The organism is Streptomyces sp. NPDC048604, assembly GCF_043199435.1.
In the GTDB taxonomy this organism is placed as follows: domain Bacteria; phylum Actinomycetota; class Actinomycetes; order Streptomycetales; family Streptomycetaceae; genus Streptomyces.
The window spans coordinates 323,948-349,820 of record NZ_JBICVX010000003.1; the positions used below are offsets into that span (position 1 = coordinate 323,948).

At 72.9% G+C, this 25,873-nt stretch carries 26 protein-coding genes; 10 read left to right on the plus strand and 16 right to left on the minus strand.

What is annotated here, in order from left to right:
* Nucleotides 1-253: 253 nt before the first annotated feature.
* Entirely contained in the window at nt 254-694 is a 441-nt protein-coding gene (locus ACGFMM_RS08070; RefSeq protein WP_393644261.1) for a subtilase-type protease inhibitor, read from the plus strand.
* Between the two features lie 22 nt (nt 695-716).
* On the opposite strand, the gene ACGFMM_RS08075 is transcribed toward ACGFMM_RS08070, so the two are convergent.
* Entirely contained in the window at nt 717-1,595 is an 879-nt protein-coding gene (locus ACGFMM_RS08075) for an NAD(P)-dependent oxidoreductase (protein WP_393644263.1), read from the minus strand.
* 147 nt (nt 1,596-1,742) lie between these two features.
* Between ACGFMM_RS08075 and ACGFMM_RS08080 the strand changes: the two genes are divergently transcribed.
* Complete coding sequence (locus tag ACGFMM_RS08080; protein ID WP_393644264.1) at nt 1,743-2,114, plus strand: winged helix-turn-helix transcriptional regulator; 372 nt, start codon at nt 1,743-1,745, stop codon at nt 2,112-2,114.
* Between the two features lie 91 nt (nt 2,115-2,205).
* On the plus strand, nt 2,206-2,556 hold the full coding sequence (locus ACGFMM_RS08085; RefSeq protein ID WP_393644266.1) for a hypothetical protein: 351 nt from the start codon (nt 2,206-2,208) through the stop codon (nt 2,554-2,556).
* On the opposite strand, the gene ACGFMM_RS08090 is transcribed toward ACGFMM_RS08085, so the two are convergent.
* Nucleotides 2,475-3,059 carry a GNAT family N-acetyltransferase gene (locus ACGFMM_RS08090; RefSeq protein ID WP_393644267.1) on the minus strand — a complete coding sequence of 195 codons (585 nt, stop codon included), beginning with the start codon at nt 3,057-3,059 and terminating at the stop codon, nt 2,475-2,477. The two genes, ACGFMM_RS08085 and ACGFMM_RS08090, sit on opposite strands and share 82 nt — an antisense overlap.
* A gap of 111 nt (nt 3,060-3,170) precedes the next feature.
* Between ACGFMM_RS08090 and ACGFMM_RS08095 the strand changes: the two genes are divergently transcribed.
* The gene (locus ACGFMM_RS08095; protein ID WP_393644269.1) at nt 3,171-3,617 is read left to right on the plus strand and encodes a PPOX class F420-dependent oxidoreductase; all 447 of its coding nucleotides are present in this window, start codon (nt 3,171-3,173) and stop codon (nt 3,615-3,617) included.
* 185 nt (nt 3,618-3,802) lie between these two features.
* Here ACGFMM_RS08095 and ACGFMM_RS08100 read toward each other — a convergent pair whose 3' ends face one another.
* From ACGFMM_RS08100 to ACGFMM_RS08110, 3 genes are all read right to left on the minus strand, one after another.
* On the minus strand, nt 3,803-4,198 hold the full coding sequence (locus ACGFMM_RS08100) for a VOC family protein (RefSeq protein WP_393644271.1): 396 nt from the start codon (nt 4,196-4,198) through the stop codon (nt 3,803-3,805).
* Between the two features lie 118 nt (nt 4,199-4,316).
* Nucleotides 4,317-5,216 carry an alpha/beta fold hydrolase gene (locus ACGFMM_RS08105; RefSeq protein WP_393644273.1) on the minus strand — a complete coding sequence of 300 codons (900 nt, stop codon included), beginning with the start codon at nt 5,214-5,216 and terminating at the stop codon, nt 4,317-4,319.
* 716 nt (nt 5,217-5,932) lie between these two features.
* A complete protein-coding gene (locus ACGFMM_RS08110) occupies nt 5,933-6,613 on the minus strand; it encodes a TetR/AcrR family transcriptional regulator C-terminal domain-containing protein (RefSeq protein WP_393644275.1) in 681 nt (226 codons plus the stop codon).
* Between the two features lie 96 nt (nt 6,614-6,709).
* On the opposite strand from ACGFMM_RS08110, the gene ACGFMM_RS08115 reads away from it, so the two are divergent.
* Nucleotides 6,710-8,206 (plus strand): FAD-dependent monooxygenase, encoded by a 1,497-nt coding sequence (locus tag ACGFMM_RS08115; protein WP_393644276.1) that lies wholly within the window; start codon nt 6,710-6,712, stop codon nt 8,204-8,206.
* A 3-nt stretch (nt 8,207-8,209) separates the two neighbouring features.
* On the opposite strand, the gene ACGFMM_RS08120 is transcribed toward ACGFMM_RS08115, so the two are convergent.
* Nucleotides 8,210-9,346 (minus strand): saccharopine dehydrogenase family protein, encoded by a 1,137-nt coding sequence (locus ACGFMM_RS08120; RefSeq protein WP_393644278.1) that lies wholly within the window; start codon nt 9,344-9,346, stop codon nt 8,210-8,212.
* Between the two features lie 109 nt (nt 9,347-9,455).
* Here ACGFMM_RS08120 and ACGFMM_RS08125 point away from each other — a divergent pair, with 109 nt between their 5' ends.
* The gene (locus ACGFMM_RS08125; RefSeq protein WP_393644280.1) at nt 9,456-10,406 is read left to right on the plus strand and encodes a helix-turn-helix domain-containing protein; all 951 of its coding nucleotides are present in this window, start codon (nt 9,456-9,458) and stop codon (nt 10,404-10,406) included.
* Between the two features lie 67 nt (nt 10,407-10,473).
* Here the strand turns inward: ACGFMM_RS08125 and ACGFMM_RS08130 are convergent, their stop codons facing one another.
* Nucleotides 10,474-11,166 carry a metal-dependent transcriptional regulator gene (locus tag ACGFMM_RS08130; RefSeq protein WP_393644282.1) on the minus strand — a complete coding sequence of 231 codons (693 nt, stop codon included), beginning with the start codon at nt 11,164-11,166 and terminating at the stop codon, nt 10,474-10,476.
* Between the two features lie 168 nt (nt 11,167-11,334).
* Between ACGFMM_RS08130 and ACGFMM_RS08135 the strand changes: the two genes are divergently transcribed.
* Nucleotides 11,335-12,156, plus strand: coding sequence for an SIS domain-containing protein (locus ACGFMM_RS08135; protein ID WP_393644284.1), 822 nt, complete (start codon nt 11,335-11,337; stop codon nt 12,154-12,156).
* Nucleotides 12,157-12,211: 55 nt separating this feature from the next.
* Here ACGFMM_RS08135 and ACGFMM_RS08140 read toward each other — a convergent pair whose 3' ends face one another.
* Entirely contained in the window at nt 12,212-13,579 is a 1,368-nt protein-coding gene (locus ACGFMM_RS08140; RefSeq protein ID WP_393644285.1) for a PAS domain-containing protein, read from the minus strand.
* A 184-nt stretch (nt 13,580-13,763) separates the two neighbouring features.
* Between ACGFMM_RS08140 and ACGFMM_RS08145 the strand changes: the two genes are divergently transcribed.
* Nucleotides 13,764-15,230, plus strand: a complete 1,467-nt coding sequence (locus tag ACGFMM_RS08145) for a hypothetical protein (RefSeq protein WP_393644286.1) — start codon at nt 13,764-13,766, stop codon at nt 15,228-15,230.
* A gap of 319 nt (nt 15,231-15,549) precedes the next feature.
* On the opposite strand, the gene ACGFMM_RS08150 is transcribed toward ACGFMM_RS08145, so the two are convergent.
* From ACGFMM_RS08150 to ACGFMM_RS08160, 3 genes are read right to left on the minus strand one after another with little or no spacing between them, the layout of a single operon-like run.
* Complete coding sequence (locus ACGFMM_RS08150) at nt 15,550-16,377, minus strand: ABC transporter permease (RefSeq protein WP_393644288.1); 828 nt, start codon at nt 16,375-16,377, stop codon at nt 15,550-15,552.
* Complete coding sequence (locus ACGFMM_RS08155; RefSeq protein WP_393644290.1) at nt 16,374-17,408, minus strand: ABC transporter ATP-binding protein; 1,035 nt, start codon at nt 17,406-17,408, stop codon at nt 16,374-16,376. The genes ACGFMM_RS08150 and ACGFMM_RS08155 overlap by 4 nt, the downstream gene beginning before the upstream one ends.
* Before the next feature lie 2 nt (nt 17,409-17,410).
* Nucleotides 17,411-18,220: an ABC transporter permease gene (locus tag ACGFMM_RS08160; protein ID WP_393644291.1), complete on the minus strand. Its 810-nt coding sequence runs from the start codon at nt 18,218-18,220 to the stop codon at nt 17,411-17,413.
* A 164-nt stretch (nt 18,221-18,384) separates the two neighbouring features.
* Between ACGFMM_RS08160 and ACGFMM_RS08165 the strand changes: the two genes are divergently transcribed.
* On the plus strand, nt 18,385-19,275 hold the full coding sequence (locus tag ACGFMM_RS08165; RefSeq protein ID WP_393644293.1) for a winged helix-turn-helix transcriptional regulator: 891 nt from the start codon (nt 18,385-18,387) through the stop codon (nt 19,273-19,275).
* A 73-nt stretch (nt 19,276-19,348) separates the two neighbouring features.
* On the opposite strand, the gene pdxH is transcribed toward ACGFMM_RS08165, so the two are convergent.
* The gene (gene pdxH / locus ACGFMM_RS08170) at nt 19,349-19,978 is read right to left on the minus strand and encodes a pyridoxamine 5'-phosphate oxidase (protein ID WP_393644713.1); all 630 of its coding nucleotides are present in this window, start codon (nt 19,976-19,978) and stop codon (nt 19,349-19,351) included.
* Between the two features lie 270 nt (nt 19,979-20,248).
* Between pdxH and ACGFMM_RS08175 the strand changes: the two genes are divergently transcribed.
* Nucleotides 20,249-21,349 carry a citrate synthase 2 gene (locus tag ACGFMM_RS08175; protein WP_393644295.1) on the plus strand — a complete coding sequence of 367 codons (1,101 nt, stop codon included), beginning with the start codon at nt 20,249-20,251 and terminating at the stop codon, nt 21,347-21,349.
* Here ACGFMM_RS08175 and ACGFMM_RS08180 read toward each other — a convergent pair.
* The 4 genes from ACGFMM_RS08180 to ACGFMM_RS08195 all read right to left on the minus strand — a co-directional run bounded on the left by ACGFMM_RS08180 (nt 21,328) and on the right by ACGFMM_RS08195 (nt 25,834).
* Complete coding sequence (locus ACGFMM_RS08180; RefSeq protein ID WP_393644296.1) at nt 21,328-22,371, minus strand: isopenicillin N synthase family dioxygenase; 1,044 nt, start codon at nt 22,369-22,371, stop codon at nt 21,328-21,330. The genes ACGFMM_RS08175 and ACGFMM_RS08180 overlap by 22 nt on opposite strands.
* A gap of 603 nt (nt 22,372-22,974) precedes the next feature.
* Nucleotides 22,975-23,553, minus strand: coding sequence for a TetR/AcrR family transcriptional regulator (locus ACGFMM_RS08185; protein WP_393644297.1), 579 nt, complete (start codon nt 23,551-23,553; stop codon nt 22,975-22,977).
* Complete coding sequence (locus tag ACGFMM_RS08190; protein ID WP_393644299.1) at nt 23,541-24,263, minus strand: enoyl-CoA hydratase family protein; 723 nt, start codon at nt 24,261-24,263, stop codon at nt 23,541-23,543. The genes ACGFMM_RS08185 and ACGFMM_RS08190 overlap by 13 nt, the downstream gene beginning before the upstream one ends.
* Nucleotides 24,260-25,834 carry a 4-coumarate--CoA ligase family protein gene (locus ACGFMM_RS08195; protein ID WP_393644301.1) on the minus strand — a complete coding sequence of 525 codons (1,575 nt, stop codon included), beginning with the start codon at nt 25,832-25,834 and terminating at the stop codon, nt 24,260-24,262. Before ACGFMM_RS08195 ends, ACGFMM_RS08190 begins: the two co-directional genes overlap by 4 nt.
* Between the last annotated feature and the right edge of the window lie 39 nt (nt 25,835-25,873).

A 25,873-nucleotide genomic window follows, 5' to 3' on the forward strand; every position in this document is an offset into this window, starting at 1 on the left:
CCGATGCGGATTCAAGTCCTCCACCCCTCAACCAATTTCGGATCGTCGCAGGTCAGAGGACCGTTCCAGCTTGAACCACTCGACTCTCCGGGCCCGTTGAGCACCCGAACGACCAGTCGGCGACGGGACAGGAGGGGTCGGCGGCCGGAAAGCGACAGGTAAAGGGACGGCAACGTGCGATCACTCAGGGCGTCGGCAAGACTCCCGTCCGCAGTCACCCTGCACCCGCACTGACATCCGAAGGGACACCCCCGTGCGTCACGTCAGCAACTTCCGACTCACCGCCCTCGCCGCCTGTACCGGCCTCGCCCTCGTCGGCACCGCCGCCTCCGGCATCGCCGACGCCGCGACCACCGGCCTGTACCCGCCGTCCGCCCTGGTCCTCACCATCGGCGCCGGCGACGACTCCGGCACCGCCACCGTCGTCCGCGCCGTCACCCTGACCTGCGCCCCCACCCCCGGCGGCAGCCACCCGGCCCCCGCGGCCGCCTGCACCGAACTGAACGCGGTGGACGGCCGGTTCGGCGAACTGGCCGCCGACACCCCGACCCGCGCCTGCACCCGCCAGTACCAGCCGGTGACCATCACCGGCGACGGCGTCTGGCAGGGCAAGCGGGTCAGCTGGACGGCGACGTACGGCAACGCGTGCGAGCTGGGCGCGACGATGGCACGCGGCCAGGTCTTCGCGTTCTGACGGACGACGCGGCCCGTACGGCTCAGACGGACCGCTCCCGGACGCTCTCGTAGATGCGGGCGAACCCTTCCCCACCGCGCCCCGCGTCGATCTGACGCTGGATGAGCCGCTGGACCATGGCGACGGGCTCGTCCCCGACACCCTCCTCGGCCGCGGCCTCCACGAAGCTCGTCAGGTTCGAGAAGTCCAGACTCTGCTGCCCCGGAACGGTGTAGTCCCCGCCGTCGATGACCTCCGCGAAACCCTCGAACCCCCCGGTCATCGCCGTCAGCCACGGTGCGGCCATCGCCGCGAACTCCCGCGCGGGCACCCCCGCCGGCGCGAGCATGGCCGCACCCTGTATGAACCCCGCGAACATCACGTACATCGCCGAGAGCAGGGCGAAGTCGTACAACGACGCCCGCCCCGCGTCCTCGCCGTAGTACGTGCTCGCCGCCCACAGATCGAGCAGCGCCCGGTGCTCCGTGAACACGTCCTCCGACCCGGAGTACAGAACCGAGGCACCGGGCTTCCCGATCATCGGGGGCACCGCCATGACCGCCCCGTCGAGATACGGGATCCCCGCCTCGCCCGCCCACGCGGCCAGCTCCCGCGCCTCGGACGGCTTGGTCGTCGTCACGTTGACCAGCGCCCGCCCGGCCAGCGCGCCGACGAGCGGGTCGAGCACGGAGTGGACGGAGGCGTGGTCGAAGAGACACACCACGACGACGTCGCTCGCAGCAACGGCCTCCGCAGCGGTCGCCGCCTCGGTCGCGCCGAGCGCGACGAGGGAATCGGCGCGGCCGGACGTACGGTTCCACACCGTGGTGCCGTACCCGGCGTCGAGGAGAGCACGAGCGAGCGCACCGCCCATGGCCCCGAGCCCGAGCACGCTCACACGACGACTGTTCTTCTCCACCATGAAAAAACTCCCAGGAATGCGATGAGTAACGAGATTGCGATGCGGAATGGGCGACGCATCGACGAATCAATCCTCAAACGCCCCAGTAGAGTTGACCAGTACGGACTAATTAGTGGGGTACTGACCAAAAGGTAAGGAGGTACGCCCATGCCGCGACCGACCAAGGGCCCGTACGCCTGCGGCGTCGACGCGGCCGTGGACGCCCTCTCGGGCAAGTGGAAGTCCAGCATCCTCTGGGAACTCCACGCCCACGGCACCCGCCGCTTCGCCGCACTCCGCCGCAGCGTCCCCGGAATCAGCGAGAAGATGCTGACCCAGCACCTGCGGGAAATGGAGGAGGACGGCCTGGTGCACCGCGAGGTGTACGCCGTGGTGCCGCCGAAGGTCGAGTACTCCCTGACCGACCACGGCAACCGACTCAACACCGCCCTGCAGTCACTGGCCGAGTGGGGCGACATCCACATGCGCCGGATCGGCGCGGAGAAACTGCAACCGACGCCGGACCGACAGACAGCCTGAGGGCCCCGTGATGCTTGTGCTCCTGTCGGGGACTCGGCCAGCATGTGACGAGCGCGGCCGTCGGGGCGTGCCTGTCTGCGGGGGTGTCGGGATGGCGGGCGAGTCGTCGGACGAGTCCGGGGTCGTCTGGTCGGGGCGGCTGGGCCGGGTCCCCGCAGAAGTACGGACGACAAACGGTCAACGAGTCCTGCGGATCGGCCGCTGGTCGACGGTCGTCGACGACCGCACGGAGATCCGCCACCGAACAGGTCGGTTCGCGCTGAGCCAGCGCATCATCATTCGTCAGCCCGGCAGACCCCCGTTCGTCCACCGCTACCGGCTCCCCTTGCTGCTCCAGCTGGCCCCGTACTGGGAGGCCACCTACGACCGGTTGTCGGCCGAGGCCGACGACCCGGGCCTGGGGCTGGTGGAACTGCTGGGCGGTACGGACGACTGGGTGTGACAAGCGGCCAGGGCCCTCTGGAACCACGCCACATCCCAGAACCGACCGAACTTCCGCCCGACCTGCTCGAAGCTGCCGACAAGCCGAAAGCCGAAACGCTCGTGGAGCCGCTGTGACGCCTCATTGGGCACGGTGATCCCGGCGAGCGCCACATGCACGTCCTCGTGCTCCAGCACGTCGAACAGCGCGGCGTACAGCAGGCCGCCGACACCGCGTCCCACATGCTCGGGCGCCACGTAGACGCTGGTCTCCACGGACGTCGCGTACGCCGGCTTCGGGAGGAACGCACTGCTGGTCGCGTACCCGAGGAGCTTCCCGCCCTCCTCGGCCACAAGGAGCCGGTGCGGACCGGAGTCCGGATGGGCCAGGAGCCACGGCCGGCGCTGATCCACCGTGAACGCCTCGACGTCGAAGGTGACCGCCGTCTCGACGACGTAGTGGTTGTAGATACGCGTCAGCTCCTCGAGATCGTCCTCACCCCCGGCCCGAATCCGCACGCCCATGCCAAACCCACCCCCACCCGCCTTCGCACTCACCCCACGACGGTACGCGGCACCCCGCCGCCCCCGCACGACCCTGTGGTAGTACCCCCTCACCTCGGATAACTTCGCGGCATGACCGAGTCATTCAGCGAACTCGTCCGCGCGCGGCTGCAGGCGCCCAACATCTGGTACGTCGGAACCGTGTTCGCCGACGGCGCCCCGCAGGTCAGCCCGATGTGGGTGGACCTCGAAGGGGACGGGGAGTTGACGTTCAACACCTCCGTCGGGCGGGTGAAGGAGGAGAACCTGCGCCGCGACCCCCGCGTCTACCTCTCGCACGCGGACGACGCCGACCCCTTCGACCGGGTCCAGATCAGCGGCGTGGTGGCGCGGTTCATCGAAGGCGAGGAAGCACGCGAGCGCATGGACCGGCTGGCCCGGAAGTACCTCGGAGTCGAGCGCTTCGAGTGGCTCATGCCGGGAGAGCAGCGCGTCGCGGTCGTCGTACGGCCGACCAAGGTCCGGCACATCGTCGGAGTCGAACGCTTCCGCCCCGGCGGCCCCGTCCCCGCCCAGTAGAACGTCCCCCTCGCGCTAACGCGCCGCTCAACGCCTCCGCTTCACCCCCCGAGTCCCACCACGCAACACCCGCCCCACCCATGAGGCGAGCGCACGTTCAGTGGCACGTTCGGTTCTCCCGCCCCCGAAAGCCGACCACCGGACAATGACCAGCGGGGCACGCGCCCCGCCCCCCCCCCCCACCGTCAGTCGCGTGAGCCCAGTACGTCGAGGTAGTGCTGGTTGTACATCACGCCCAGGATGTTCCCGAACGGGTCCGTCACCGACGCGGTGACGAAGCCCGCTCCGCGCTCCGTGAGCGGTTCGTACTCCTTCGCCCCCAGGGACAGGAGCCTCTCGAGCGTCGCGCTCACATCGTCGACGTGCCAGTACACGACCGCACCGCCCGGCACGCTCCCCGCGCCCGCCGGCGCGTAGCGGCTGTCGATGAGCCCCAACTCGTGTTGGTGGTCGCCGAGGCGGAACTCGGCGTACCCCGGACGCTCGAAGTACGGTTCCACGCCCAGCAGTTCCGCGTACCAACGCTTCGCCGCCCCCAGGTCGGCGGCCCAGAAACTGACAGTGGTGAGACCTCGCAGCATGGCATTCCTTCCCTCTCGGCCAAAGGCGATGCCGCGACAGTAGACCTCAATGAGGTCAGATCCTGACCTCATTGATATTGATCAGGATGAGGGACATGCCCACTGGGGACATGGCCCGTCACGGCGTCAACACCCCGTTCAGGAACGGCTCGATCGCCTCGCGCCAGGCCTCCGGGTGGTCGTAGTGGAGAAGGTGGCCGGCGTCGGGGATCTCGGCGTACGCGCCGTGGGGCAGAACGCGGACCATCTCCTGGGCCTCCGCGCGGCCCAGTTCGCCGTCGAGGCCGCGGACGACGAGCGTCGGGCAGCGGACCTGGGCGAGGGAGTCCCAGTGGGCGTCGTGCACCCAGGTCTCACGGGACGTCAGCATCTGGGCCGGATCGAAGACCGGCCGCCAGCCGTCCGCCGACTCCGTCATCACCTCGGCGAAGAACTCGCCGCGCGCCGGGTTCGGCCGCTCCACCCACGGGTCGTCCTCGCCGAACCACTTCCGTACCGCCGCGAGCGTGGGGAACGGGACCGGCCACGAGCGGAACCAGTCCGCCCACTCCCGCTGGGACGCCGCGCCGAGCGCGGAGGCGCGCATGTCGCAGACGACCAGGGCGCGGACGAGGTCCGGCCGTTCCGCGGCGAGCTGCCACGCGGTGAGCGCGCCCATGGAGTGGCCGACGAGGGTCACCGGGCCGAGGCCGAGCTGTTCGACGGCGGCGGCCGCGTCGGCGACGTACGCCTCGCGCGTGAACGGACCGCCGGCGGGCTTCGCACTGCGCCCGTGCCCGCGCTGGTCGAGCGCGATCACGCGGTGCCGGGCGGAGAGCCAGCGGGCCGTGGGCGCCCAGTGCGAGGCGCGACCCATCAGGCCGTGGAGGAGTAACACACCCGAGGCGGATGCGGAGTCGGAGGCAGGCCCGAGGTCGTCGGCGGGCCCGCCGCGGCCGCTCCTCTCGGGCGGCTCCGTGAACTCCCAGGCCGCCAGGCGTACGCCGTCGGCTCCGGTCACATCGATGCGTCGCACCATGTCCATGTCCCTGGCACCCCCTCTTCCGTCGGGCGTTCGTCAAGCGATCGTCGCGCGATGTCGAGCGCGGTCTGCGCGGTCTGCGCGGTGAGGCGCGTCGTGCGCAGCTCTGCGCCGGTCGAGCCCCGCCAGACTATCGAACCTGTATTCGAAAATGCGGTTCTGCCACGCAACACCCCTCGTTCGAGTGACGCCGCTCAAGGATTGACGCGCGCCGCCGAGGGGAGATCTTCTGCGGGAGGCGGACCGCTCGGGGAAACCGGTCCGAAGGGGATGACCCTGGGAGCTCGGGGCTCCGGGTCAGCACAGGGGAGGACAGGCCCCGGCGCCCATGGGCGCCGGGGCCCTCTGCCGCCTCACGCCGAGCGCACCGCACGACCTCGCCGCGCACGCCCACCAGCCCCACCACACCCCCAACACCCCGCCCGGCCACGCAGGCACCATCCCGCCCGGCCTCGCATCGAGCACCCCGCCCGGCCTCGCGCCCAGCGTCGTGCCCGGCCTCACGCCGCGTCGCCGGCATCATCCGGCCCCCTCCCGACCCGACCCGACCGACCTGACCGATCCGACCGACCGGCCCCCCGCCCGGTCTCGCCGACCCCAGCGTGGCACGCCGAGGGAGCGTGCGGGGCCATTCCGACGTAAACCGGGCTGTCTACTTCCCGCCGCGCAGCGCGCCGCCGCTACTCCCCGCCCCCACTGCTCCCCGCCCTCGGCTACTCCCCGCCCCCGCTACTCCCCGCCCCCGGCGCGTACCTCGCCTCGATGCCCGCCACGATCAGCTGCAGGCCCTCCTCGAAGCGGTCCTCGTAGTCGCCGAAGATCTCCGCCCCGGCCGCCGCCGCGAGCGGGAAGTCGGCGAGCCGCTCGGCGCGCTCCGTCACGTCGAAGCCCTCGCGCAGTTCGCCCGCGCCGGACTGCGCGCCCTGCTCCTCGGTCACGAACCCCAGCGTGAACATGTACGCCGTCGTGCTCGCCCGCACCGCCTCCCGCAGGTCGAAGCCCGCGTCCACCAGCGCGCGGAGTTGGCGCTCCATGTCGGCGGCGAAGTCGTCGCTGGTGAAGCGCGCGCCGCTGTAGACCTTCGCGCCGTCGCGGTAGCTCAACAGCCCGGCGCGCAGGCCCCGGTTGACGGCCAGGATCCGCTCCTGCCAGGTCATGTCGCCGGGCGGGCGCACGGCGGGGTCGGCGACCATCCGCCGGTACATCACCGTCGCCATCTCGTCGAGCAGCGCCTGCTTGTTCTTGAAGTGCCAGTACAGCGCGGGGGCCTGGACGTTCAGCTCGCCGGCGATGGCCCGCAGGGTCAGCCCCTCCAGGCCCTTCTCGTTCAGGAGCCCCAGGGCGACCTCCGCCACCTGCGCGGGATCGATCCGGGTCGTCTTCTTCGCTGCCACGCCGCCACGGTATCCGCCGCTTGACAGCTTAACGACGTTAAGGGAATGCTCTCCGACGTGAACTTAACGCCGTTAAGGAACTCTGGAGGTCTCACCATGCCTGCCGACACCACCCCGACTCCGACCCACACCCCCACCCACACCCCCACCCCCACCCACACCGACGTGCTCATCGCCGGCGCCGGGCCCACCGGCCTCGTCCTCGCCCTCGACCTCGCCCGCCGGGGCGTACGGACCGTGCTCCTGGAGAAGGCGGACCGGCTCTTCCCCGGCTCGCGCGGCAAGGGGCTCCAGCCCCGCAGCCAGGAGGTCCTCGACGACCTCGGCGCCCTGCCCGGGATCCTCGCCGCAGGCTCGCGCTACCCGCGGATGCTGGCCTGGGAGGGCGCGGAGCGGCAGCACGAGTGGGACATGATGGAGTCCGCGGAGCCGACCGAGCAGGTCCCGTACGCGAACGCGCTGCTCATCCCGCAGCACCGCACCCAGCAGGTGCTGCACGAGCGGCTGACGGAGCTGGGCGGCGCCGTCCGCTTCGGCGCTGCGCTCACCGCCTTCCGGCAGGACGCGGACGGCGTCGATGCCGAACTGTCCACCGGGGAGACCGTCCGCGCGGCCTACCTGGTCGCCGCCGACGGCGGCCGCTCCACCGTCCGCAGGGCGCTCGGCATCGGCATGACCGGCGAGACCGTCGACCCGCACCCGATGCTGGTCGCAGACGTGCGGCTGGCCCCCGGCACGGTCGTCGACCGCCGCAACTGGCACGTCTGGCCCAAGGCGGAGGGCGGCGGCGTCGCCCTGTGCCCGCTGCCCGGCGGCGCGGACCACTTCCAGCTGATGGCGGGCTTCGAGGACGCCGAGACGGTCGTCGACACCGCCCCCGAGGCGGTACGCGGGCTCCTCACCGCGCGGACCCCCCTCACCTCCGCCGACGTCACCGAGGTGCTGTGGGCCTCGGACTTCCGGGCCCGCGCGGCGATGGCCGACCGGTTCCGCGAGGGCCGGGTGTTCCTGGCGGGCGACGCGGCCCACGTGCACTCTCCCGCCGGCGGTCAGGGGCTCAACACCGGTGTCCAGGATGCCTACAACCTCGGCTGGAAGCTCGGTCAGGTGCTGCGGCACGGTGCGCCCGAGGCGCTGCTCGACACGTACGAGGAGGAGCGGCTGCCCGTCGCCGCGGACGTGCTCGGCATCAGCACCCGCATCCACCGCGCGAGCGCCACGGGCGAGAACACCCAGCGCGGCGCGGAGGTGCAGCAACTCGGCCTCGGCTACCGGGAGTCGTCGCTGGCCGTGGAGACGCGCCCGGGGCTGCCGGACGGCGCGCTGCGCGCCGGCGACCGCGCGCCGGACGGGCGGTACGACGGGGGCCGGCTCTTCGACGCCTTCCGCGGCCCGCACTTCACGCTGCTGACGGTGGGCGCGGAGGCCCCGGTCGTCGATGCCGCCGCGGTCCGGACCGCCCACCTCACCGGCGCGTACGAGCCCTACGGCACCGGCCTGTTCCTGATCCGGCCCGACGGGTACGTGGGCTGGGCGGGCGAGTCCGCGGCGGCGGGACTCACGTCGTACCTCGCCGGGGTGGGCGTGCGTTGACGGTCAGCCCTCCACATCCACGTCCACATCCACGCCCACGTCCAGCTTCAGGTGGGCGGACAGCGCGCGCAGGAAGTCCGGGGCGTCGAAGACCGCGCCGGCGGAGACGACACCGGTCGCCCTGGTCCGGCCGGTGAGGACGCGGTCGACGGCCTCCACCGCGAGCGGCGCGCTGACGGCGTAGATGTCCTGGCCGGTCACGACCGCCCGACGCGCCTCGTCGCCGGAGCGGACGAGCACGTCGACGAGGAAGGTCTGCGCCGAGCGGCCGCGCTCGTCGACGGCCGTCGGCGCGGAGCCGCCGGCGGCCAGGTCCGCGGCCGCCTTCGCGGCCATGTACGTCCGCACCTCCGGGACGGCGAGGTGGCTGGGGACCGTGATGACGTCGGCCATCGTGAACTCACCGATGACCTCCTGCGGGCCGAGCGGCTCCGGGAAGGACCACTCCAGGGTCGGCAGGGCGTCGTCGTGGTACGTCAGCTCGCCGCCGGTGAAGCGGACCCGACGGCCGTCCCGCCGCTCGTGGGACACCGTGCCCGAGGCGAGCGTGCCGCCGGTGGGGTGCCAGCTGCTCAGGCCGTACGCGACGTGCACCTCGTCCGCCGTCGTCCAGTCGCCCATCGCGGTGGTGACGAGCAGGTCGCCGAGGCCGCCGAAGAAGGCCATCGCGGGGACCACCACGGCCTCGGCCTCGCGGGCGCGCTCCGCGAACTGCTCGAACGTGTCGCGGTTCGCCTCGATCTCGGCGGCCACGTCGACGTACGGGATCCCGGCCCGCAGCGCCGCCTCGACGAGGGGGGCGGCGGTGGAGGCGAACGGGCCGGCGCAGTTGATCACGGCGGCCGCGCCGTGCAGCGCGCGGTCGAGGGAGCCGGGGTCGTCCACGGACGCCTGCCGCGCCTCAGGAGCACGGGAGGACTCTCCGCCCGCCGACTCCCCGCCCGCCGACTCCCCGGCGGCCAGCTCCTCGGCCAGTGCCCGCAGCTTGTCCTCGTCGCGGCCGACCAGCAGCGGGACGTACCCGCGCTCGCGCAGCTCCGCGACGACGAACCGTCCTGTGTGCCCGTACGCGCCATACACCGCCACGACGTCGTTCCGACCGGCGTTGCCCTGCCCCGCGTTGCTCTGACCCGCGCCCATGTCTGCTCCCACGTACTAGAAGAGAAGAAGTGATCTCGTACGGAAATCCTGTCGCCGATCCCCGCGCACGCCCAGTGTCCGGAACGACATGACCCATACAATTCCCGACATGACTTCAGCCCCGCGCCGCTCCGTCGCGATCGCCGCGACCGACGGGATGCTGCACTTCGAACTGGCCCTGGCCTACGAGGTCTTCGGCTCCGCCCCGGCCGCGCTGCCGGGCCCCTGGTACGACGTCACGGTCTGCGGGACGCACGCCGTCCGGGTCGGGCGGTTCCTGCTGGAGCCGGACCGCGGGTACGAGGCGCTGGCGGACGCCGACACCGTGATCGTCCCGGCGCTCGCGGACGTCGACGAGGAGCCGCCGGCCGAACTCGTGGCGGCGGTGCGCACGGCGCACGAGGCGGGCGCGGTGGTCGTGTCGCTGTGCACGGGGGTGTTCGTCCTCGCCGCGGCGGGTCTCCTCGACGGGCTGCGCGCGACGACGCACTGGGCCCACACGGACGAACTGGCGGCGCGGTACCCGCGGATCGTGGTCGACCCGGACGTGCTCTACGTCGACAACGGCACGGTGCTGACGTCGGCGGGCAAGGCCGCGGCGATGGACCTGTGCCTGCACCTGGTACGCCGCGACCACGGCTCGACGGTCGCCAACGTGGTCGCCCGGCGGCTGGTCGTGCCGCCGCACCGGGAGGGCGGGCAGGCGCAGTTCGTCGCCACGCCCGTACCGGCCCAGGAGGGCCATCCGCTGGCCGAACTGCTGCCGTGGGTGATGCGGCGGCTCGACCAGCCGCTCACCGTGGAGGACCTGGCCCGCCGGGCGAACATGAGCTCACGCCATCTGGCCCGCCACTTCCGCTCGGTGACGGGCACGACGCCGCTGCAGTGGGTGCTCACCCAGCGGATCCGGCGGGCGCAGGAGCTGCTGGAGCGCACGGACGACAGCGTCGACACGATCGCCTCGGCGGCGGGCATGGGCACGGCGACGACCCTGCGCCGCCACTTCCAGCGCACGGTCGGCGTCCCGCCGGACACCTACCGCCGCACGTTCAGGGGGTGAGGAACGGGCGAGGAACGGGGCGAGGAACGGAAACGGACGCCCCAGCGCTTCACCACACCGCCTCACCTCAGCGCTTCGCCACGAACACGTGCGACGCGACCTCCGAGTCCAGCTCCGCCGCCTCGCCGCCGCTGCCGACCAGCACGCCGCCCGGCGACTCGGTCACGCTGACCACGGAACCGGGCTGCACGCCGGCCCGCCGCAGCGTGTACATCAGCTGGGCGTCGGTCTGGATCGGCTCGCCGATCCGGCGGACGATCACCGTCTTGCCCTCGTTGCCCGCGTCCAGGTCGGCCAGGGACACCATGGAGTCGTCGAGGAACGCCTCCGTCTCCGCCTTCTCGCCCAGCTCCTCCAGGCCCGGGATCGGGTTGCCGTACGGCGACTCGGTCGGGTGGCGCAGCAGTTCCAGGACGCGCCGCTCCACCGCCTCGCTCATCACGTGCTCCCAGCGGCAGGCCTCGGCGTGCACCTGCTCCCACTCCAGGCCGATCACGTCGACGAGCAGGCACTCCGCGAGGCGGTGCTTGCGCATCACGCGGGTGGCCAGCTTGCGGCCCTCCTCGGTCAGCTCCAGGTGGCGGTCGCTGGCGACGGCCACCAGGCCGTCCCGCTCCATGCGGGCCACCGTCTGGCTGACCGTCGGACCGCTCTGGTCCAGCCGTTCCGCGATCCGGGCGCGCATCGGGACGACGCCTTCTTCCTCGAGCTCGAGGATGGTGCGGAGATACATCTCCGTGGTGTCGATCAGTCCGGACATACGTGCCCCTCGATTGAGTCGTGCGCTGGCCCTGCCCCAATTCTTACGCATGTCGCCGACAACCGTGCCCCGCCGTCTGAATGCCGGGCGGCCGGGCGGGGCGGTATTGACAGAGCAATGGTCCAGACCGCACCGTGATCCGCGACCACGACGAGAGGGAGCTTCGGTATGGGCGAGAGCGTGCGCGGGGACAGCGGGGTCAACGGCGGGGGCGACGGCGGGGGCGACGGCTCCACCGCCGGCGGAACGCCGGCCGACCGCTTCTTCGACGCGGCGATCGGTCTGCTCCGTCAGGTACGGGACGAGGACGCCGCGGAGATCGCCGCCGCGGGCACCGCGATCGCCGACACCGTGGCCTCGGGAGGCCGGCTGTTCGCGTTCGGCGCGGGGCACTCCTCCCTCGCCGCGCAGGACGTCGTGTACCGGGCGGGCGGCCTCGCGCTGATGAACCTGCTGGCGGTACCGGGCGTCGTGGGCGTCGACGTCATGCCGGCGACGCTGGGCTCGGCCCTGGAGAGGGTGGACGGCCTGGCCGGCGCGGTCCTCGACTGCTCCCCGGCGAAGGCCGGCGACCTGCTGATCATCGTCTCGCTGTCCGGGCGCAACGCGCTGCCGGTGGAGATGGCGATGAACGCGCGGGCGCTCGGCCTCACGGTGATCGGGGTCACGTCGGTGGCGTACGCGACGGAGACGAAGTCCCGGCACGTGTCGGGCACGTACCTGAAGGACCACTGCGACATCGTCCTGGACTCGCGGATCGCGGTCGGGGACGCGGAGCTGACCCACGAGGGCATCGAGGCCCCGTTCGCCCCGGCGTCGACGGTGGTCACCAGCGCCCTGATGCAGGCCACGATGGCCGCGGCGGCGGAAGAACTGGCCACCCGCGGCATCGAGCCCCCGCTGCTGCGCTCGGGCAACGTGGACGGCGGACACGAGTGGAACGGCCGCGTGATGACGGAGTACGCGGACCGGATCTTCTACCGCGCGTGAGATACGGCGGCGGGGGCGCGTACCGCGTTCGTACCGCTACCCGCTACCCGTTCCCCTAGCCCTCCCCCTCCCCCACTCCCACCCCCCGCAACGCCTCCGCCAGGTCCAATGAGGCCGCCAGCCGGGTCGTCACCGTTTCCGCGTAGACCGCGTCCGGGCGCTCGAAGGGCGGCCGGGAGGCCGAGCGGAGGAACGTGGCGATCCCCAGGGTGCGGCCGCGGCTGCGCAGCGGGATGCACAGGGCGTGGGCCGCGTCGCCGGGCCAGCGGCGCTCGGCCGCCCATTCCTCGGCCGCGTGCGGCCGGGCCACGGTGGCGGAGGCGCGGACCGGACCGGTACGGGCCAGGGCCTGCAGCGCCGGGTGCCCCTCCGGGTACGGGACGGGGACGCCGCCGCCGGCGACGGCCGCGACAGGGCCGGGCGCGCCGGTCGGCGTGGCCGCGGCGCGGACGAGGCGACGCTCGTCGGCCGTGACGTCCAGCAGGGCGTGGTCGGCGAAACCGGCGACGGCGAAGTCGAGCAGTACGGTCGCGGCCTCCATGGGGTCCTCGCACTCCGCGGCCGCGGCGCCGGCGCGGTGCAGCTGGCTGCAGCGGAAGCGCATCCGGTCCGCCTCCTGCTCGGCGAGCCGGGCCTCGGTGACGTCCTGGAACAGCCAGCCGACGCCCAGCGGCACGGGCTCCTCCGCGAGCGGCGAGGCGAGCCGCAGGAAGCCGCTGCGCCAGCAGCGTCTGCGGTCCCGGCCGTCGCCGCCGCGCAGGGTCACCCACATCTCGGCCAGGCCGCGCGGGGCGCCTTCGGCGAGGACGTGCTGGAGGGCGCCCTCGACCTCCTCGACGCCCTGGGCGATCAGTTCGCCGAGGGGCCGGCCGAGGGCGGTGGTGCGGCCGGTGCCGAGGGCGCGGGCGGCGCGGGCGTTGACGACGGCGGGCCGCAGGTCGACGTCGACGAGCACGACCCCCCAGGAGGCGTCCTCGAAGAGGGCCTCGCTGAGGGCGATGGACCGCTCCAGGTCGATCTGGGCGTGCACCTCGCTGAAGGCGCAGTACACGCCGGCCGGCCGGCCGTCCGCCCCACGTACGCCGGCGGACTGGGTACGCACGAGGACGCGCCCGCCGTCCTTCCGCAGCAGCGCGAACTCGTGCACCTGACGCCCCGGCGCGCGCATCGCGCCCATGAGCCGGCCCAGCACCTCGTCGGCGTCGGCCCGCCGCGCGGCCCACCCGGCGAACCCGCGCTTCCCGACGGCCTGCTCGGCCGACCAGCCGAGGATCCGCTCGGCCTCCCGGTTCCAGTGGGTGACGGTCCCCTCGGCGTCGAAGGCGCACAGCGCCGCGTCCATCCCGTCGAGCAGGGCGGCCAGCAGATCACCCCCGGGGCCCTCGGCCCGCCGCTCCGCGGTCCCGCTCCTGACAGCACTCATCCCGAACCCCCTGCAGGACGGTGTACGCGCACGCCCGAACCGCACGTCTTGTCCCGGTCATTCAACTCGAACGTGACGCAGGACACACCTGATTCGCGGAAATCGTTGCATGCCGGAAACGAGCACGAGGGCCACGTCGGGGGCCATGAGGGTCATGTCGCGGGCCATGGGTCATGTTGGGGGCATGAAGGTCGTACACACCGAAGACGCCCTGCGGGGCCTGGGCGCCAACCCCGCGCTTCCCGCCGAGCTGCTGCGCCCGCTGCTGGAGTGCGGGGTCCCGGGGCGGGTGGCCGCGCACCTGCGCGAGAACCTGCCACGCGGGCTCGCGGAGGAGCTCGCCGCCTCCGGGCGCGAGGAGGTCCTGTGCTGGCTCGCCGGGACGCCGAACCTCCCCGCCGACGTCCACCGCGCCCTCGCCGCTCACCCCGGGGACGCGGTGCGGTGGCGGCTGACCCGGGTGGCCGGCGAGCTGCCCCCGGACGTCCTCGATCTGCTGGTCGCCGACCCGGACACCCAGGTACGACAGTTCCTCGCCAAGAACGAGCACACGCCGGCCGGGACCCTCGCCCGGCTCGCCGAGGACCCCGACCCGGAGGTCCGCGCCGAGCTGGCGCAGTGGTGGGTGTCGGCCCCCGAGGACGTACGGCGCGGGCTGCTCGCCGATCCCGAGCCGAAGGTCCGCAAGGCGGCCTGCTCGACGTACTTCCGCCGCCTCCCCCACCCCGTACCGCCGCCCGACCTCCACCCGGCCCTGCTCGCCGACCCGGCCACCCGGGCGGGCGTGGTGGCCCACCTGGACCCGCTGACCCCGGAGGCCGCGTCCGCGCTCGCGGCCGACGAGGACGAGGACGTGCGGGGCGCCGTCGCCGCCCACCCGCAGCTGCCGGCGGCGCTGCGCGACGCGCTCGCCCGGGACGCGGACCCGATCGTCCGCGCCGCGGTCCTGGTCCGCGAGGACACCCCGGAGGAGCTGCGGGCGGAGACGTACGCGTATCTGACGGAGGGCGCGGCGCGGGCGGGGCGGTTCCGGGAGGGGTACGCGGCCGGCGACGAGGACGTCTTCTGCCAGGTCGCTCTGGCCGGCCTGGACTTCAGCACGATCGCATGGGTACGGGCAGACCCTCTGCCGCACGTCGACTCCCCGTACCCGTTCCTCCGCCACTCGGCGGCGTGCGGCGAGGGGCTGCCGCCGGAGGCCGTGGCCGGGCTGCTCGACGACGAGGACCAGTACGTCCGCCTCGTCACCGTCATGCGTCACGGCGCGCGCCTCGACCCGTCGTCCGTCGAGCGCGTGGAGCGGGCCCACAGGGACACCCGGAAGCCGGCGGACCGGCCGTCCGACGGCTACGCGTACCCGCCCGCGTACCTGCGCCGCTTCGCCGCCGACCGGGACCCCCGCATCCGCGAGCTGGCCCCCCGCGACCCGGACCTGCCGGCCGGGCTCCTGGAGGAGCTGGCGACGGACCCCGAGCCCCGGGTCCGCCGCGCCGTCGCCGACCACCCCCGCCTGCCGCTCGCGCACCTGCTCGCCCTCGTCGCGGACGACGACCGGCAGGTCGCCGAAGCCGCAGGCCGCAACCCCGCGCTCCCGGTCGCCGAGATGGCCCGGATCATCGCGGAGCACGCCCCCGCGACATCCGCCGATTAATTCACTTGAACCCCTCCGGACGGCCTCTTAGTGTGTGGGCACACGCGAAAGGAGGTGATCCGGAAAAATGATTTCTTTTCGGACTCGTGAGGTGACTGCGGGCTAAGGCCTGCCGTCGCACTCTGTGCACCTCGGCAGGCCTTCTGCCGAACACCCAAGCAGTCACCCGACCCGTGGGCCGCCGGTAAGTCCGGCCGGCTCCCGTCCGAACTCGAGCGGACGGGACCGAGGCCCACGGGTCGCCTGCATTCCCGGGGCCGACTCGCCCCACCCACCCGCCTACGTCCGCCCGTTCTGGTACCTGCTCCCCGGTTTCGGCTTATGCCATTGCCAGCCCGCCCGTGCGTTGGGCTCGGGCTTCGCCGGTGCGGAGGATGAGGGTGGCTGCGAGGAGCAGGAGGGCGCTCAGGGCGGCCAGGGCGGTCAGCGGGAGGGCCAGGTCCGTGAGGGTGCGGTGTTCCAGGAGGGCGCCGCGGAGGGCTACCAGGCTGCCGGTGAGGGGGAAGAACGCGCCGATGACCTGGACCGCGGCCGGGAGGGCGAAGTTGGGGAGGCGGACGCCCGCCACGAACCACAGGGGCTCGTCCAGGATCGTGTACAGGAACGTCGAGTCGCGGGAGAACACCAGCAGGCTGTTCAGGAACGCGCCCCACGCCACCGCCGGGATCAGCAGCGCCAGGAAGACCACCCCGTACATCCACCAGGCCGATACCGACAGCGCCCCGAAGCCCGTGAGCGCGGCGACCGTGAAGCAGGTCAGCAGCCAGGCGTTCTGCAGCAGCGCGCCGGCGCCGTTGGCGATCATCAGGGTCAGGCGGCCCGCCGGGGACAGGAAGAGGAGTTCCAGGGTGCCCGTGGTGCGCTCGAAGGCGAAGTGCCAGGCGGACTGGACGAGCGAGAAGAAGAACGCGTACGCGAGGGTGCCGGTGGCCAGGAACGCGAGCAGGCGTTCCGGGTCGGCGGCGAGGGGCCAGTTCGCGGCGGCCGGGGAGGCGGTCGCGACCGGGCGCAACGTGTAGTACGTGGTGGCCAGTTGGAGTACCGGCCAGACCAGCATCGAGAAGACGACGAGCGGCTGTCCGAAGAGGCGGCGGTGTTGCTTCAGGGCTTCGGCGGCGAAGATGCGCAGGGCGTGTCGGAGGTTCATCCGTGCACCGCCTGCCGGGTGTCCGACACGGATGCCGTCTGCCGCGTACCCGATGCCGTACCGTCCGCCAGCCTCAGGATCGCGTCCTCCAGGCTCGCCTCGGCGATCTCCAGGCCGCCGATGGAGCCTCCCGCCTCGACGATCGCGGCGGCCAGCGGGCCGGCGACGTCGTCGGGGTGGCTCAGGACGATGACCTCGCCGCCGTCCGGGCGGGGTTCGCGGGTCGCGCCGAAGCGGGCGGCAACGGCGGCGGTGCGCTCGCCGGGGTTCGTGACGGTCACGCGGACCGTGCGGTGGCTGCCGGTGGCCGTCTTGAGCTCCGCCGGGCTGCCCTGCGCGAGGTGCCGGCCCTCGGAGATCACGTACACGTGGCCGCACAGTTCCTCGACCTCGGCGAGGTAGTGGGAGGTGAGCAGGACGCCCGTGCCGGCGGCCGCCAGTTCCGCGACCACGCGGCGCAGGTCGCGGGCGATGGGGGCGTCGAGGCCGAGGGTGGGTTCGTCGAGGAGCAGGTAGGCGGGGCGGTTGATCAGGCCGCGGGCGATGGCGAGGCGCTGGGTCATGCCGCGGGAGTACCGCTCGACCATGGTGTCGGCGGCGTCGGTGAGGCCGACGAGGTCGAGGAGTTCGCTGGTGCGGGCGCGCAGTTCGGCCTTGGGGACGTCGTAGAGCTGGCCGAAGTACCAGAGGTTCTCGCGGCCGGTCATCCGGCTGTAGACCATGCGCTCGCCGCCCGCGATGAGGTTGATCCGGCGGCGTACGGCGCGGGCGTCGGCGACGGTGTCGAGGCCGTCCACGCGGACCGTTCCCGAACTGGGCCGCAGCAGGGTGGCGAGGATCTTGATGGTGGTCGTCTTGCCGGCGCCGTTGAGGCCGAGCAGTCCGGTGATCCGGCCGGCCGGAATGTCGAGGTCGAGGCCGTCGACGGCCCGTTTGGTGCTGCGCGGGCCGAAGAGGCCCTTGTCGCGTACGGGGAAGTCCTTGCGGAGCCCGCGGACCCGGATCCCGGTCGTACCCGTCGTCGTCACCATCGTCAGTAGGTCCTTTCCACGGCGCGGGCCTCGGCCCGCGGGAGGTACGTCAGGCCGAGCAGCAGGTAGCCGGCGGCGACGAGGGCGCTGACGCCCAGCCGCGGCAGGAGTTCGGCGAGACCCTGGCCGCCGGTGGTCGCGCCGTGCAGGACGTCGACGGCTGCGGTGGTGGGCATCAACTCGGCCAGCCACTGGGCCCATTCGGGCAGGTAGGAGCGGGGGAAGGTGTAGCCGCCGAGCAGGCCGAGGACGATGAAGACGGTGTTCTGCGAGATGTGCGCCTCGCCGGCGGCGATCATCAGTCCGCCGAGGCCTACGGAGAGCGCGAACACCGTGCCGAGCAGGGCGAGTACGCCGAGCAGCAGGCCGAGCGGCGAGGAGACCGGGATCGCGATGCCGAAGGCGGCGATCACGGCGCCCAGGGCCAGGAACTCGACGAGGCTGCTGGTGACGGCGAAGCCGGTGAAGCCGAGCAGGTACGGGAAGCGGCCGGCGGGCGCGACGAGCAGCGCGCCGAGCGTGCCCTCGCGCTGCTCGGTGATCAGCGCTTTGGCGGACCAGAGGATCAGGCGGACGGTGAACTGGAAGGCGGTGGCGCCGACGGCGATGTAGGCGAGGTACGCGGTGGTGCCCGCGCCGGCCGTGAAGTCGGCGGCCACCGCGCCGTCGCCGACCGCGTGGTAGCCGAGGTGGGCCAGCGAGATGGCGAGCGCGGCAGGCAGCACGGTGCCGACCGCGTACGACCACGGATAGGCACGGCGGGTCATCTGCCAGGTGCGCCATGCGGTTGCCCAGGCGATGGGCACGGACATCCCCCCTGTGGGTCCGGTGAGCCGATGAGTGGTTCCTGAAGGGCAGACCTATGAGTTCCACCCGCGAGTTTCTTTTGGGAACTTACCCTTGAACCAGAGAGTTTCTATCGGGAACTCACCCGGTGACGCAAGATGGGACCGCCGGAACCGAAGGAGACACCGACATGGCGCGAGCCGTACCCGACCGCGACGCCGCCTGCGCCGTCGCCCAGGCGGCCGCCGTCATCGGCGACTGGTGGAGCCTGCTGCTCGTCCGGGAGGCCGCCCGCGGCCGGCACCGGTTCGACGAGCTGCAGCGCGAGCTCGACATCTCCCGCAAGGTGCTCACCGAGCGCCTCGGCCACCTCGTGGACTCCGGCGTCCTGGAGAAGGTCCCGTACCAGCAGGGTCCGGTGCGCCACGAGTACCGGCTCACCGACGCGGGCCGCGCCCTGCTGCCGGTGCTGGTCGCCATGCAGGACTGGGCCGACCGCTGGGTGCTCGGCGACGGCCGGCTCACCGCCCTCGCCGACGAGGACGGCACCGAGACGCACCGCGTCCACTCCCTGCCCGGCGTACGGCTGCCCGCGCCGCTCCCGCTGCCCGCGCACACCGGCGGCGAGCTCGACCCGGTCGCCCCGGACGCGGCCGCGACGGTCCTGTTCTGCTACCCGGCCACCGGGCGGCCGACGCCGCTGCCGGAGGGCTGGAACGACATCCCCGGCACGATCGGCTGCACCCTGGAGAACCGGCTGTTCCGGGACGCGTACGAGAGTTTCACCGCGGCCGGGATCGCCGTGCGCGGCGTCTCCGCGCAGCGGTCCGACGAGCAGCGGGCCTTCGCGGCGGCGGAGGAGATCCCGTTCCCGCTGCTCTCCGACGCCGACAACAGGCTCTCGGCCCCGCTGCGGCTGCCGACCTTCCGGACCGGGCAGATGCTCCGGCTCAAGCGGCTGGTCCTGGTCGTGGACCGGGAGCGGACCGTACGGCACGTCCAGTTCCCGGTCACCGACATCCCGGCGGCCGTCGACACGGCCCTCGCCCGGGCACGCGAGGTGGCCGCGGAGCGCGCATGACCGTGCCGCCCGCACGGCCGCGGCAGCGGCAGCGGCAGCGGCACGGCAACCCCACCGCCCACCGCCCACCGCCTCACGGCGACAGCCGCTCCACCCGCCAGCCGTCGTCGCCCTCCCGGACGTACCGCAGCCGGTCGTGGAGGCGGTTCTCGTGGCCCTGCCAGAACTCGACCGTCTCCGGGGCCACCCGGAAGCCGCCCCACTCCGGCGGGACCGGGACCTGCTCGGCCTCCGGGTAGCGGGCGGCCAGCTCCTCGTAGCGGGCGAGGAGTTCCTCGCGGGAGTCGATCACCGCGGACTGCGCGCTCGCCCACGCGCCCAGCTGGGAGCCGTGCGGGCGGGTGCGGAAGTACGCGACGGTCTCGTCCCGGCCGGTGCGGGCGGCGGTGCCGGTGACGATGACCTGGCGGGCGACGGGGTGCCAGGGGAAGAGCAGCGAGACGTACGGGTTGGCGGACAGCTCGCCGCCCTTGCGGGAGCCGTAGTTGGTGAAGAAGACGAAGCCGCCCTCGTCGTAGTGCTTGAGCAGCACCGTGCGGGAGGAGGGGCGGCCGTCGGGGGTGGCCGTCGAGACGACCATCGCGTTGGGCTCGTGGATCTCCGGGTTCCCGGCCGCCTCCTCGAACCAGCGGGTGAACTGTTCGATCGGGTCCGGCGCGAGGTCCTCCACGTGCAGCTCCTTGGTGCGGTACTGCTCGCGCATGTCTGCGGGATCGAGGATGTGAGTCACACGATTCATCCTGCCGCAGCACTCCGCCGAGACGGCCACAGCACCCCGTGGCGGCCCCATTCTGCCCGCAGAAGCGTTTCTCTAATCCTGACTCGCCGGATCGGCGGAGTGTGCCGGATGTCACGCTTCCCCGCATCGTCGGAACCGTACAGACTCTTCGGCTGGATGACTGTTGCCTCCCCACGACCCAGACCCGCCTGCTGATTGATCATCGATCAACCCCCCATCACGAGGAGCCGCCGCATGTCCGCATTCGTACCCGGACTCGAGGGAGTCGTCGCGTTCGAGACGGAGATCGCCGAACCGGACAAGGAGGGCGGCGCGCTCCGGTACCGCGGCGTCGACATCGAGGATCTGGTCGGCCACGTCTCGTTCGGCAACGTCTGGGGCCTGCTGGTCGACGGGGCGTTCAACCCCGGCCTGCCGCCGGCCGAGCCGTTCCCGATCCCCGTGCACTCCGGCGACATCCGCGTCGACGTGCAGTCCGCGCTCGCCATGCTGGCGCCCGTGTGGGGCCTGAAGCCGCTGCTCGACATCTCGCCCGAGCAGGCCCGCCACGACCTCGCGCGCGCGGCCGTCATGGCGCTGTCGTACGTCGCGCAGTCCGCCCGCGGACAGGGCCTGCCGATGGTCCCGCAGAGCGAGATCGACAAAGCGCAGTCCGTCGTCGAGCGGTTCATGATCCGCTGGCGCGGCGAGCCGGACCCGAAGCACGTCAAGGCCGTGGACGCGTACTGGACGTCCGCCGCCGAGCACGGCATGAACGCGTCCACGTTCACCGCCCGCGTCATCGCCTCCACCGGCGCGGACGTGGCCGCGGCGCTGTCCGGCGCGGTGGGCGCGATGTCCGGTCCGCTGCACGGCGGCGCGCCGTCCCGCGTCCTCGGCATGATCGAGGAGATCGAGAAGACCGGCGACGCCACCGCGTACGTCAAGCGGGCCCTCGACAAGGGCGAGCGGCTGATGGGCTTCGGCCACCGCGTCTACCGCGCCGAGGACCCGCGCGCCCGCGTGCTGCGCCGTACGGCGAAGGAGCTGGCCGCGCCGCGGTTCGAGGTCGCGGAGGCGCTGGAGAGGGCGGCCCTCGAGGAGCTGCACAACCGCCGTCCGGACCGGGTCCTGGCGACGAACGTGGAGTTCTGGGCGGCGATCGTGCTCGACTTCGCCGAGGTGCCGGCGCACATGTTCACCTCGATGTTCACCTGCGCCCGTACGGCCGGCTGGTCGGCGCACATCCTGGAACAGAAGCGCACCGGCCGGCTGGTCCGGCCGTCCGCGACGTACGTGGGCCCGGGGCAGCGCCACCCGCAGGAGATCGAGGGTTACGCCGACATCAGCGGCTGATCCTCCTTCAGCAGCAGGTCGGCGTGGTGGCGGGCGGCGACCAGCGGGTGCGCCCGCAGCTTGCCCTTCAGCTCATTGCGGCCGTACTCGGCGAACAGCGGGTTCGCCGGGTCGGCCGTGACGCCGGGGGCGTCGGAGGCGTACGGGAACGGGACCGGGGCGATCCTGGCGTCGAGCCGCGGGTTGTAGAAGAACGGCGCCGAGTACCGCTCGGTCGCCCCGGGCGGGGACACGACGCGGTGACTGGTGGCGACGAGATACCCGTTGGTGGCGACCTCGAGAAGCTCGCCGAGGTTCACCACGAACGCGCCCTTCATGGGCGGCACCTCGTGGAACTGCCCGTCGCCGCGCAGCACCTGCAGGCCGCCGACGTGGTCCTGCAGCAGCAGGGTCAGGAAGCCGTAGTCCTTGTGGTTGCCGACGCCCTGGTCGTCGCCCTCGTCGCCGGAGCTGCCCGGGTAGCGGACGAGCTTCAGGTGCGGGTGGGCCTCTGCGCCGAAGATGTCGTCGTAGAAGCGGGGCGGCGCGCCGATCGAGGCGAGCAGCTCGTGCAGCAGCCGCTCGGTGACGGCGCTGAGCCGGTCGATCCAGGTCAGCGCGGCGGTGCGCAGCTCCGGCAGGACCTCGGGCCACTGGTTGGGGCCCTGGAGCCACCAGTACGGCGGCTCGCCGGGGGCGGGGGCGCGGGCGGGGCGCTCGGCGCCGATGTCGAGCTGGTCGCGCCAGTCGCGGGCGCCGCCGGTGCGCTCGTCGCCGATCCGGGTGTAGCCGCGGAAGTGCGGGGAGTTCACGTTGTCGAGGGCGAGCCGGGCGGGCTCGGGCAGCGCGAAGAAGGCCCGCATCGCGTGCTCCAGCGCCTCGGTCTCGGCCTCCGTCACGCCGTGACCGACCAGCTGGAAGAAGCCGACCTCGTGCGCGGCGGCGTGCAGCTGAGCGTGCAGCTCGCGACGGGCCTGGGGGCCGCGGTCGGCGGCGGAGAGGTCGATGACGGGGAGCTGCGCGTACGGCTGGGTGTTCGTCATGGGATGCATCCGCGGGGTGTACGGGACCCGGGGCGGCCGCGAGGGGTGGGGCGGGGGCTCCGGGCCGGGTGAGGAAAAGGGGGCTCCGAGTTCAGACGGAGCGCCGACAGCCCATGGTCGTGACGCGGACGTAGTCCACGTGACGGCGGCGCACGAGCGAAAGCATGCGACCAGCGTACTGCGACCCCCCGGAATCGCACGTGACACAGGTCACAGCGAGGGGTGGGGCGGGGCGGGCCCGCGGGAGCCGGCAGGCCCGCGCGCCGCAGGCCCCGCGCGGGCCACGTGGCAGCCGCTCGGCCCCGGGGCGGTGGTTCGTGGAGCAGCCACACGCAGGCCCGGGCGCGGACCGCGCCGGCGAGGCGGGAACTTCGCGCGGCCCCCGGCGCAGGACCGCGTGCGGGGCCCGCGGGAGCCCCCGCGGCCCAGGGCTGCTCCCAGCGCCGCCAGGTCACCCGGAACATGCGGTGCCGGCCGGCCGGTGGCCGGCACGCCCCGGTCGATGCCGAGCAGCCTCAGCCCGTGCAGCTCCGGCCCCGGCCCCGGACCCCGCGCGGCCACGATCCGCGCCCGTCCCCCGCGGCCCCTGCACCCCTCGGCCCCCTACCCCAGTGCCGCGTCCACCAAGGCCGCCCACTGCGTCACGACGCGGCGGCGGCGGGTTGTGTCGTCGGTGAGGAGGGTGGCCAGGCCTAGGCCTCGGGCCATGTCCAGGAGGCCCTGGACGGTCTCGCGGACGCCGGGGACGGACTCGTCCGCGCCGAGGAGGTGGACCGCGATGCGGTGGGACTCGCGGCCGACCCGGGCCTCCAGCTCCGTCACCCGCTCCCGCAGCTGGTCCTCGTTGGACGCGGCGACCCACAGGTGCAGGGCGGCGCGGAACAGCGGGCCGGTGTACAGGTCCACGATCGCCGCGACGACCTCGTGGCGGTCCCGCGCCTCCAGGGCGCGCAGCGCCTGCGAGCGTTCCTCGGCGACGTACTCGACCGCCGCCGTGAACAGGTCCTCGCGGGTCGGGAAGTGGTGCTGGGCCGCCCCGCGCGAGACCCCGGCGCGCTCGGCGACGACCGCGACCGTGGAGCCCGCCCAGCCGCGCTCGGCCAGACAGGCCACCGCGGCCTCCAGGAGCCGCTGCCGGGTGGCGCGGCTCCTGTCCTGCTTGGGTGCGGTCACAAGCGCCACTCGGGGTCCCGTCGCTCGAGGAAGGCCGTCATCCCTTCGCGCGCCTCGGCGGAGGCGAACAGGGAGGCGGACTCCTGCACGAGCTCCTCCGCGTCGCGTTCGAAGGTCTCCAGGACTCTAGCCGTGACCAGCCGCTTCGCCGCCGCCAGGCCCTGCGGGGAGGCCCGACGCAGGCCGTCCAGGATCGATTCGAGAGCCTCGGCGCCCGCCGTCACCAGGCCCAGCTCCAGCGCCTCCGCCACCCCGAAGCGCTCCCCGGTCAGGTAGTACCGGGCCGCCGCCCGCGGCTGGAGTTTCGGCAGCAGCGTCAGCGAGATCACCGCGGGCGCGACGCCGATCCGGACCTCGGTGAGCGCGAAGTCCGAGTCCGGTGAGGCCACCACCGCGTCGCACGCGCCGAGCAGACCGAGGCCCCCGGCCCGTACCTTGCCCTCGACCCGCGCCACCACCGGTTTGGGCAGTTCCACGATCTGCCGGAGCAGCGTCACGAACGCGTACGGGTTCGGCGGCGCCTTGAGATCCGCGCCGGCGCTGAACGTGGCCCCGGTGTGCGTGAGCACGACGGCCCGGACCGCCGGGTCCTTGCCCGCCGCGGTGAGCGCGTCGGCGAGTTCGGCGACGAGGGGCGCCGACAGCGCGTTGCGGTTCCCGGGCGAGTCGAGGGTCAGGGTCCGGATGCCGCGCTCGTCGGCGACGGGGACCAGGGTCATGGACGCTCCCTCAGTTCGCGGCGGAGGATCTTCCCGGACGCCGCCTTCGGCACCGCGTCGATGAACTCGACCCGGCGGATCTTCTTGTACGGGGCAACCTGCCCCGCGACGAACGTGATCACGTCGTCCTCGGTCAGCGGTTCCGTGCCGGGCTGCCGGACGACGTACGCCTTCGGGACCTCGTTGCCGTCCTCGTCGGCGACGCCGATGACGGCCGCGTCGGCGATGCCCGCGTGCGTGAGCAGCAGCGCTTCCAGTTCGGCGGGGGCGACCTGGAAGCCCTTGTACTTGATGAGTTCCTTGACGCGGTCGACGACGTACAGCCAGCCGTCGGCGTCGACCCGGCCGATGTCGCCGGTGTGCAGCCAGCCGTCCGTGTCGATCATCGCGTCGGTGGCGTCCTGCCGGCCGAAGTAGCCCTTCATGACCTGCGGTCCGCGGATCGCGACCTCGCCCTCCTCGCCGGGCGCGGCGTCCTTGGCCGGGTCGTCGAGGGAGAGGACGCGCAGTTCGGTGGAGGGCAGCAGTTTGCCGACGGTGCCGGGCGGCGGGTCGGCGACGGTGAGCGGGACGGCGTGGGTGGCGGGCGACAGTTCGGTCATCCCGTACGCCTGCCGGACGGGAAGTCCGAGGCGGGCGCGGCAGGCCTCGGCGAGCGAGGCGTCGAGCGGGGCGGCGGCCGAGAGGATGTATTTCAGCGAGGAGAGGTCGTACGAATCGACCGCCGGGTGCTTGGCGAGCGCGAGGACGATCGGCGGGGCGACGTACAGGCCGGTGATCCGGTGTTCCTGGATCGCGCCCAGGAACAGGTCGAGTTCGAAGCGGGTCTGGACGACGACGGCGGCGCCCTTGCGCAACGGGGCGTTCATCAGGGCGGTGAGCCCGTAGATGTGGAAGAACGGCAGCACGGCGAGGATGCGGTCGCCGGGGGCCATGGGGACCAGGGGCGCGAGCTGGTCGAGGTTGGTGCCGATGGAGCGGTGGGTGAGCATCACGCCCTTGGGCACGCCGGTGGTGCCGGAGGAGTACGGCAGGGCGGCGATGTCGGTGTCCGGGTCGATCGCGAGGTCCGGCTCGGGCGCGGTGCTCGCGAGCATGGACTGCAGCGAGCGGTGTCCGTCGGCGGTGTCGCAGACGAAGATCTCCTCGACGCCGCCGGCGAGTTCGGCGGCCCGGCGGGCCGTCTCGGCGAGCGCCGAGACGGTGACGATCCAGCGGGCTGCGGAGTCCCGCAACTGTTTGCCGAACTCCTCGGCGGTGGCCAGCGGGTGGATGGTGGTGACGGAGGCGCCGGCCCGGGTCGCCGCGTAGAACGCCACGGGGAACAGGACGGTGTTGGGGCTGTGCAGGGCGAGCACGTCGCCCTTGCGCACCCCGGCCTCGGCGAGTCCGGCGGCGACCCGCCGGTGGAACGCGTCGACCTGCGCGTAGCTGAGGGTGAGCGCCCCGGGACCGCCGTTCCCGTCGATCAGTGCGGGCGCGTCGCCGCGCGCGGCGGCCTCACCGAGAACGGCGTCGTGGATCGGGACGGAAAGGGCCGGAACGTCCGCGTACTCGCTGTAGAACACCATGCGTGCCCCCTGTGTGGTGGAGAGGTGTCGCCGGAACTC

Bases quoted from the DNA above. Each gene is read 5' to 3' on its own strand.
- ACGFMM_RS08175 (WP_393644295.1), top strand. From the start codon at position 20,249: ATGTCCGCATTCGTACCCGGACTCGAGGGAGTCGTCGCGTTCGAGACG.
- ACGFMM_RS08080 (WP_393644264.1), top strand. From the start codon at position 1,743: ATGCCGCGACCGACCAAGGGCCCGTACGCCTGCGGCGTCGACGCGGCC.
- ACGFMM_RS08100 (WP_393644271.1), bottom strand. From the start codon at position 4,198: ATGCTGCGAGGTCTCACCACTGTCAGTTTCTGGGCCGCCGACCTGGGG.
- ACGFMM_RS08075 (WP_393644263.1), bottom strand. From the start codon at position 1,595: ATGGTGGAGAAGAACAGTCGTCGTGTGAGCGTGCTCGGGCTCGGGGCC.
- ACGFMM_RS08120 (WP_393644278.1), bottom strand. From the start codon at position 9,346: ATGGGCGCGGGTCAGAGCAACGCGGGGCAGGGCAACGCCGGTCGGAAC.
- ACGFMM_RS08145 (WP_393644286.1), top strand. From the start codon at position 13,764: ATGAAGGTCGTACACACCGAAGACGCCCTGCGGGGCCTGGGCGCCAAC.
- ACGFMM_RS08135 (WP_393644284.1), top strand. From the start codon at position 11,335: ATGGGCGAGAGCGTGCGCGGGGACAGCGGGGTCAACGGCGGGGGCGAC.
- ACGFMM_RS08125 (WP_393644280.1), top strand. From the start codon at position 9,456: ATGACTTCAGCCCCGCGCCGCTCCGTCGCGATCGCCGCGACCGACGGG.
- ACGFMM_RS08085 (WP_393644266.1), top strand. From the start codon at position 2,206: ATGGCGGGCGAGTCGTCGGACGAGTCCGGGGTCGTCTGGTCGGGGCGG.
- ACGFMM_RS08160 (WP_393644291.1), bottom strand. From the start codon at position 18,220: ATGTCCGTGCCCATCGCCTGGGCAACCGCATGGCGCACCTGGCAGATG.
- ACGFMM_RS08140 (WP_393644285.1), bottom strand. From the start codon at position 13,579: ATGAGTGCTGTCAGGAGCGGGACCGCGGAGCGGCGGGCCGAGGGCCCC.
- ACGFMM_RS08090 (WP_393644267.1), bottom strand. From the start codon at position 3,059: ATGGGCGTGCGGATTCGGGCCGGGGGTGAGGACGATCTCGAGGAGCTG.
- ACGFMM_RS08095 (WP_393644269.1), top strand. From the start codon at position 3,171: ATGACCGAGTCATTCAGCGAACTCGTCCGCGCGCGGCTGCAGGCGCCC.
- ACGFMM_RS08150 (WP_393644288.1), bottom strand. From the start codon at position 16,377: ATGAACCTCCGACACGCCCTGCGCATCTTCGCCGCCGAAGCCCTGAAG.
- ACGFMM_RS08180 (WP_393644296.1), bottom strand. From the start codon at position 22,371: ATGACGAACACCCAGCCGTACGCGCAGCTCCCCGTCATCGACCTCTCC.
- ACGFMM_RS08190 (WP_393644299.1), bottom strand. From the start codon at position 24,263: ATGACCCTGGTCCCCGTCGCCGACGAGCGCGGCATCCGGACCCTGACC.
- ACGFMM_RS08165 (WP_393644293.1), top strand. From the start codon at position 18,385: ATGGCGCGAGCCGTACCCGACCGCGACGCCGCCTGCGCCGTCGCCCAG.
- pdxH (WP_393644713.1), bottom strand. From the start codon at position 19,978: ATGCGCGAGCAGTACCGCACCAAGGAGCTGCACGTGGAGGACCTCGCG.
- ACGFMM_RS08195 (WP_393644301.1), bottom strand. From the start codon at position 25,834: ATGGTGTTCTACAGCGAGTACGCGGACGTTCCGGCCCTTTCCGTCCCG.
- ACGFMM_RS08105 (WP_393644273.1), bottom strand. From the start codon at position 5,216: ATGGTGCGACGCATCGATGTGACCGGAGCCGACGGCGTACGCCTGGCG.
- ACGFMM_RS08115 (WP_393644276.1), top strand. From the start codon at position 6,710: ATGCCTGCCGACACCACCCCGACTCCGACCCACACCCCCACCCACACC.
- ACGFMM_RS08155 (WP_393644290.1), bottom strand. From the start codon at position 17,408: ATGGTGACGACGACGGGTACGACCGGGATCCGGGTCCGCGGGCTCCGC.
- ACGFMM_RS08130 (WP_393644282.1), bottom strand. From the start codon at position 11,166: ATGTCCGGACTGATCGACACCACGGAGATGTATCTCCGCACCATCCTC.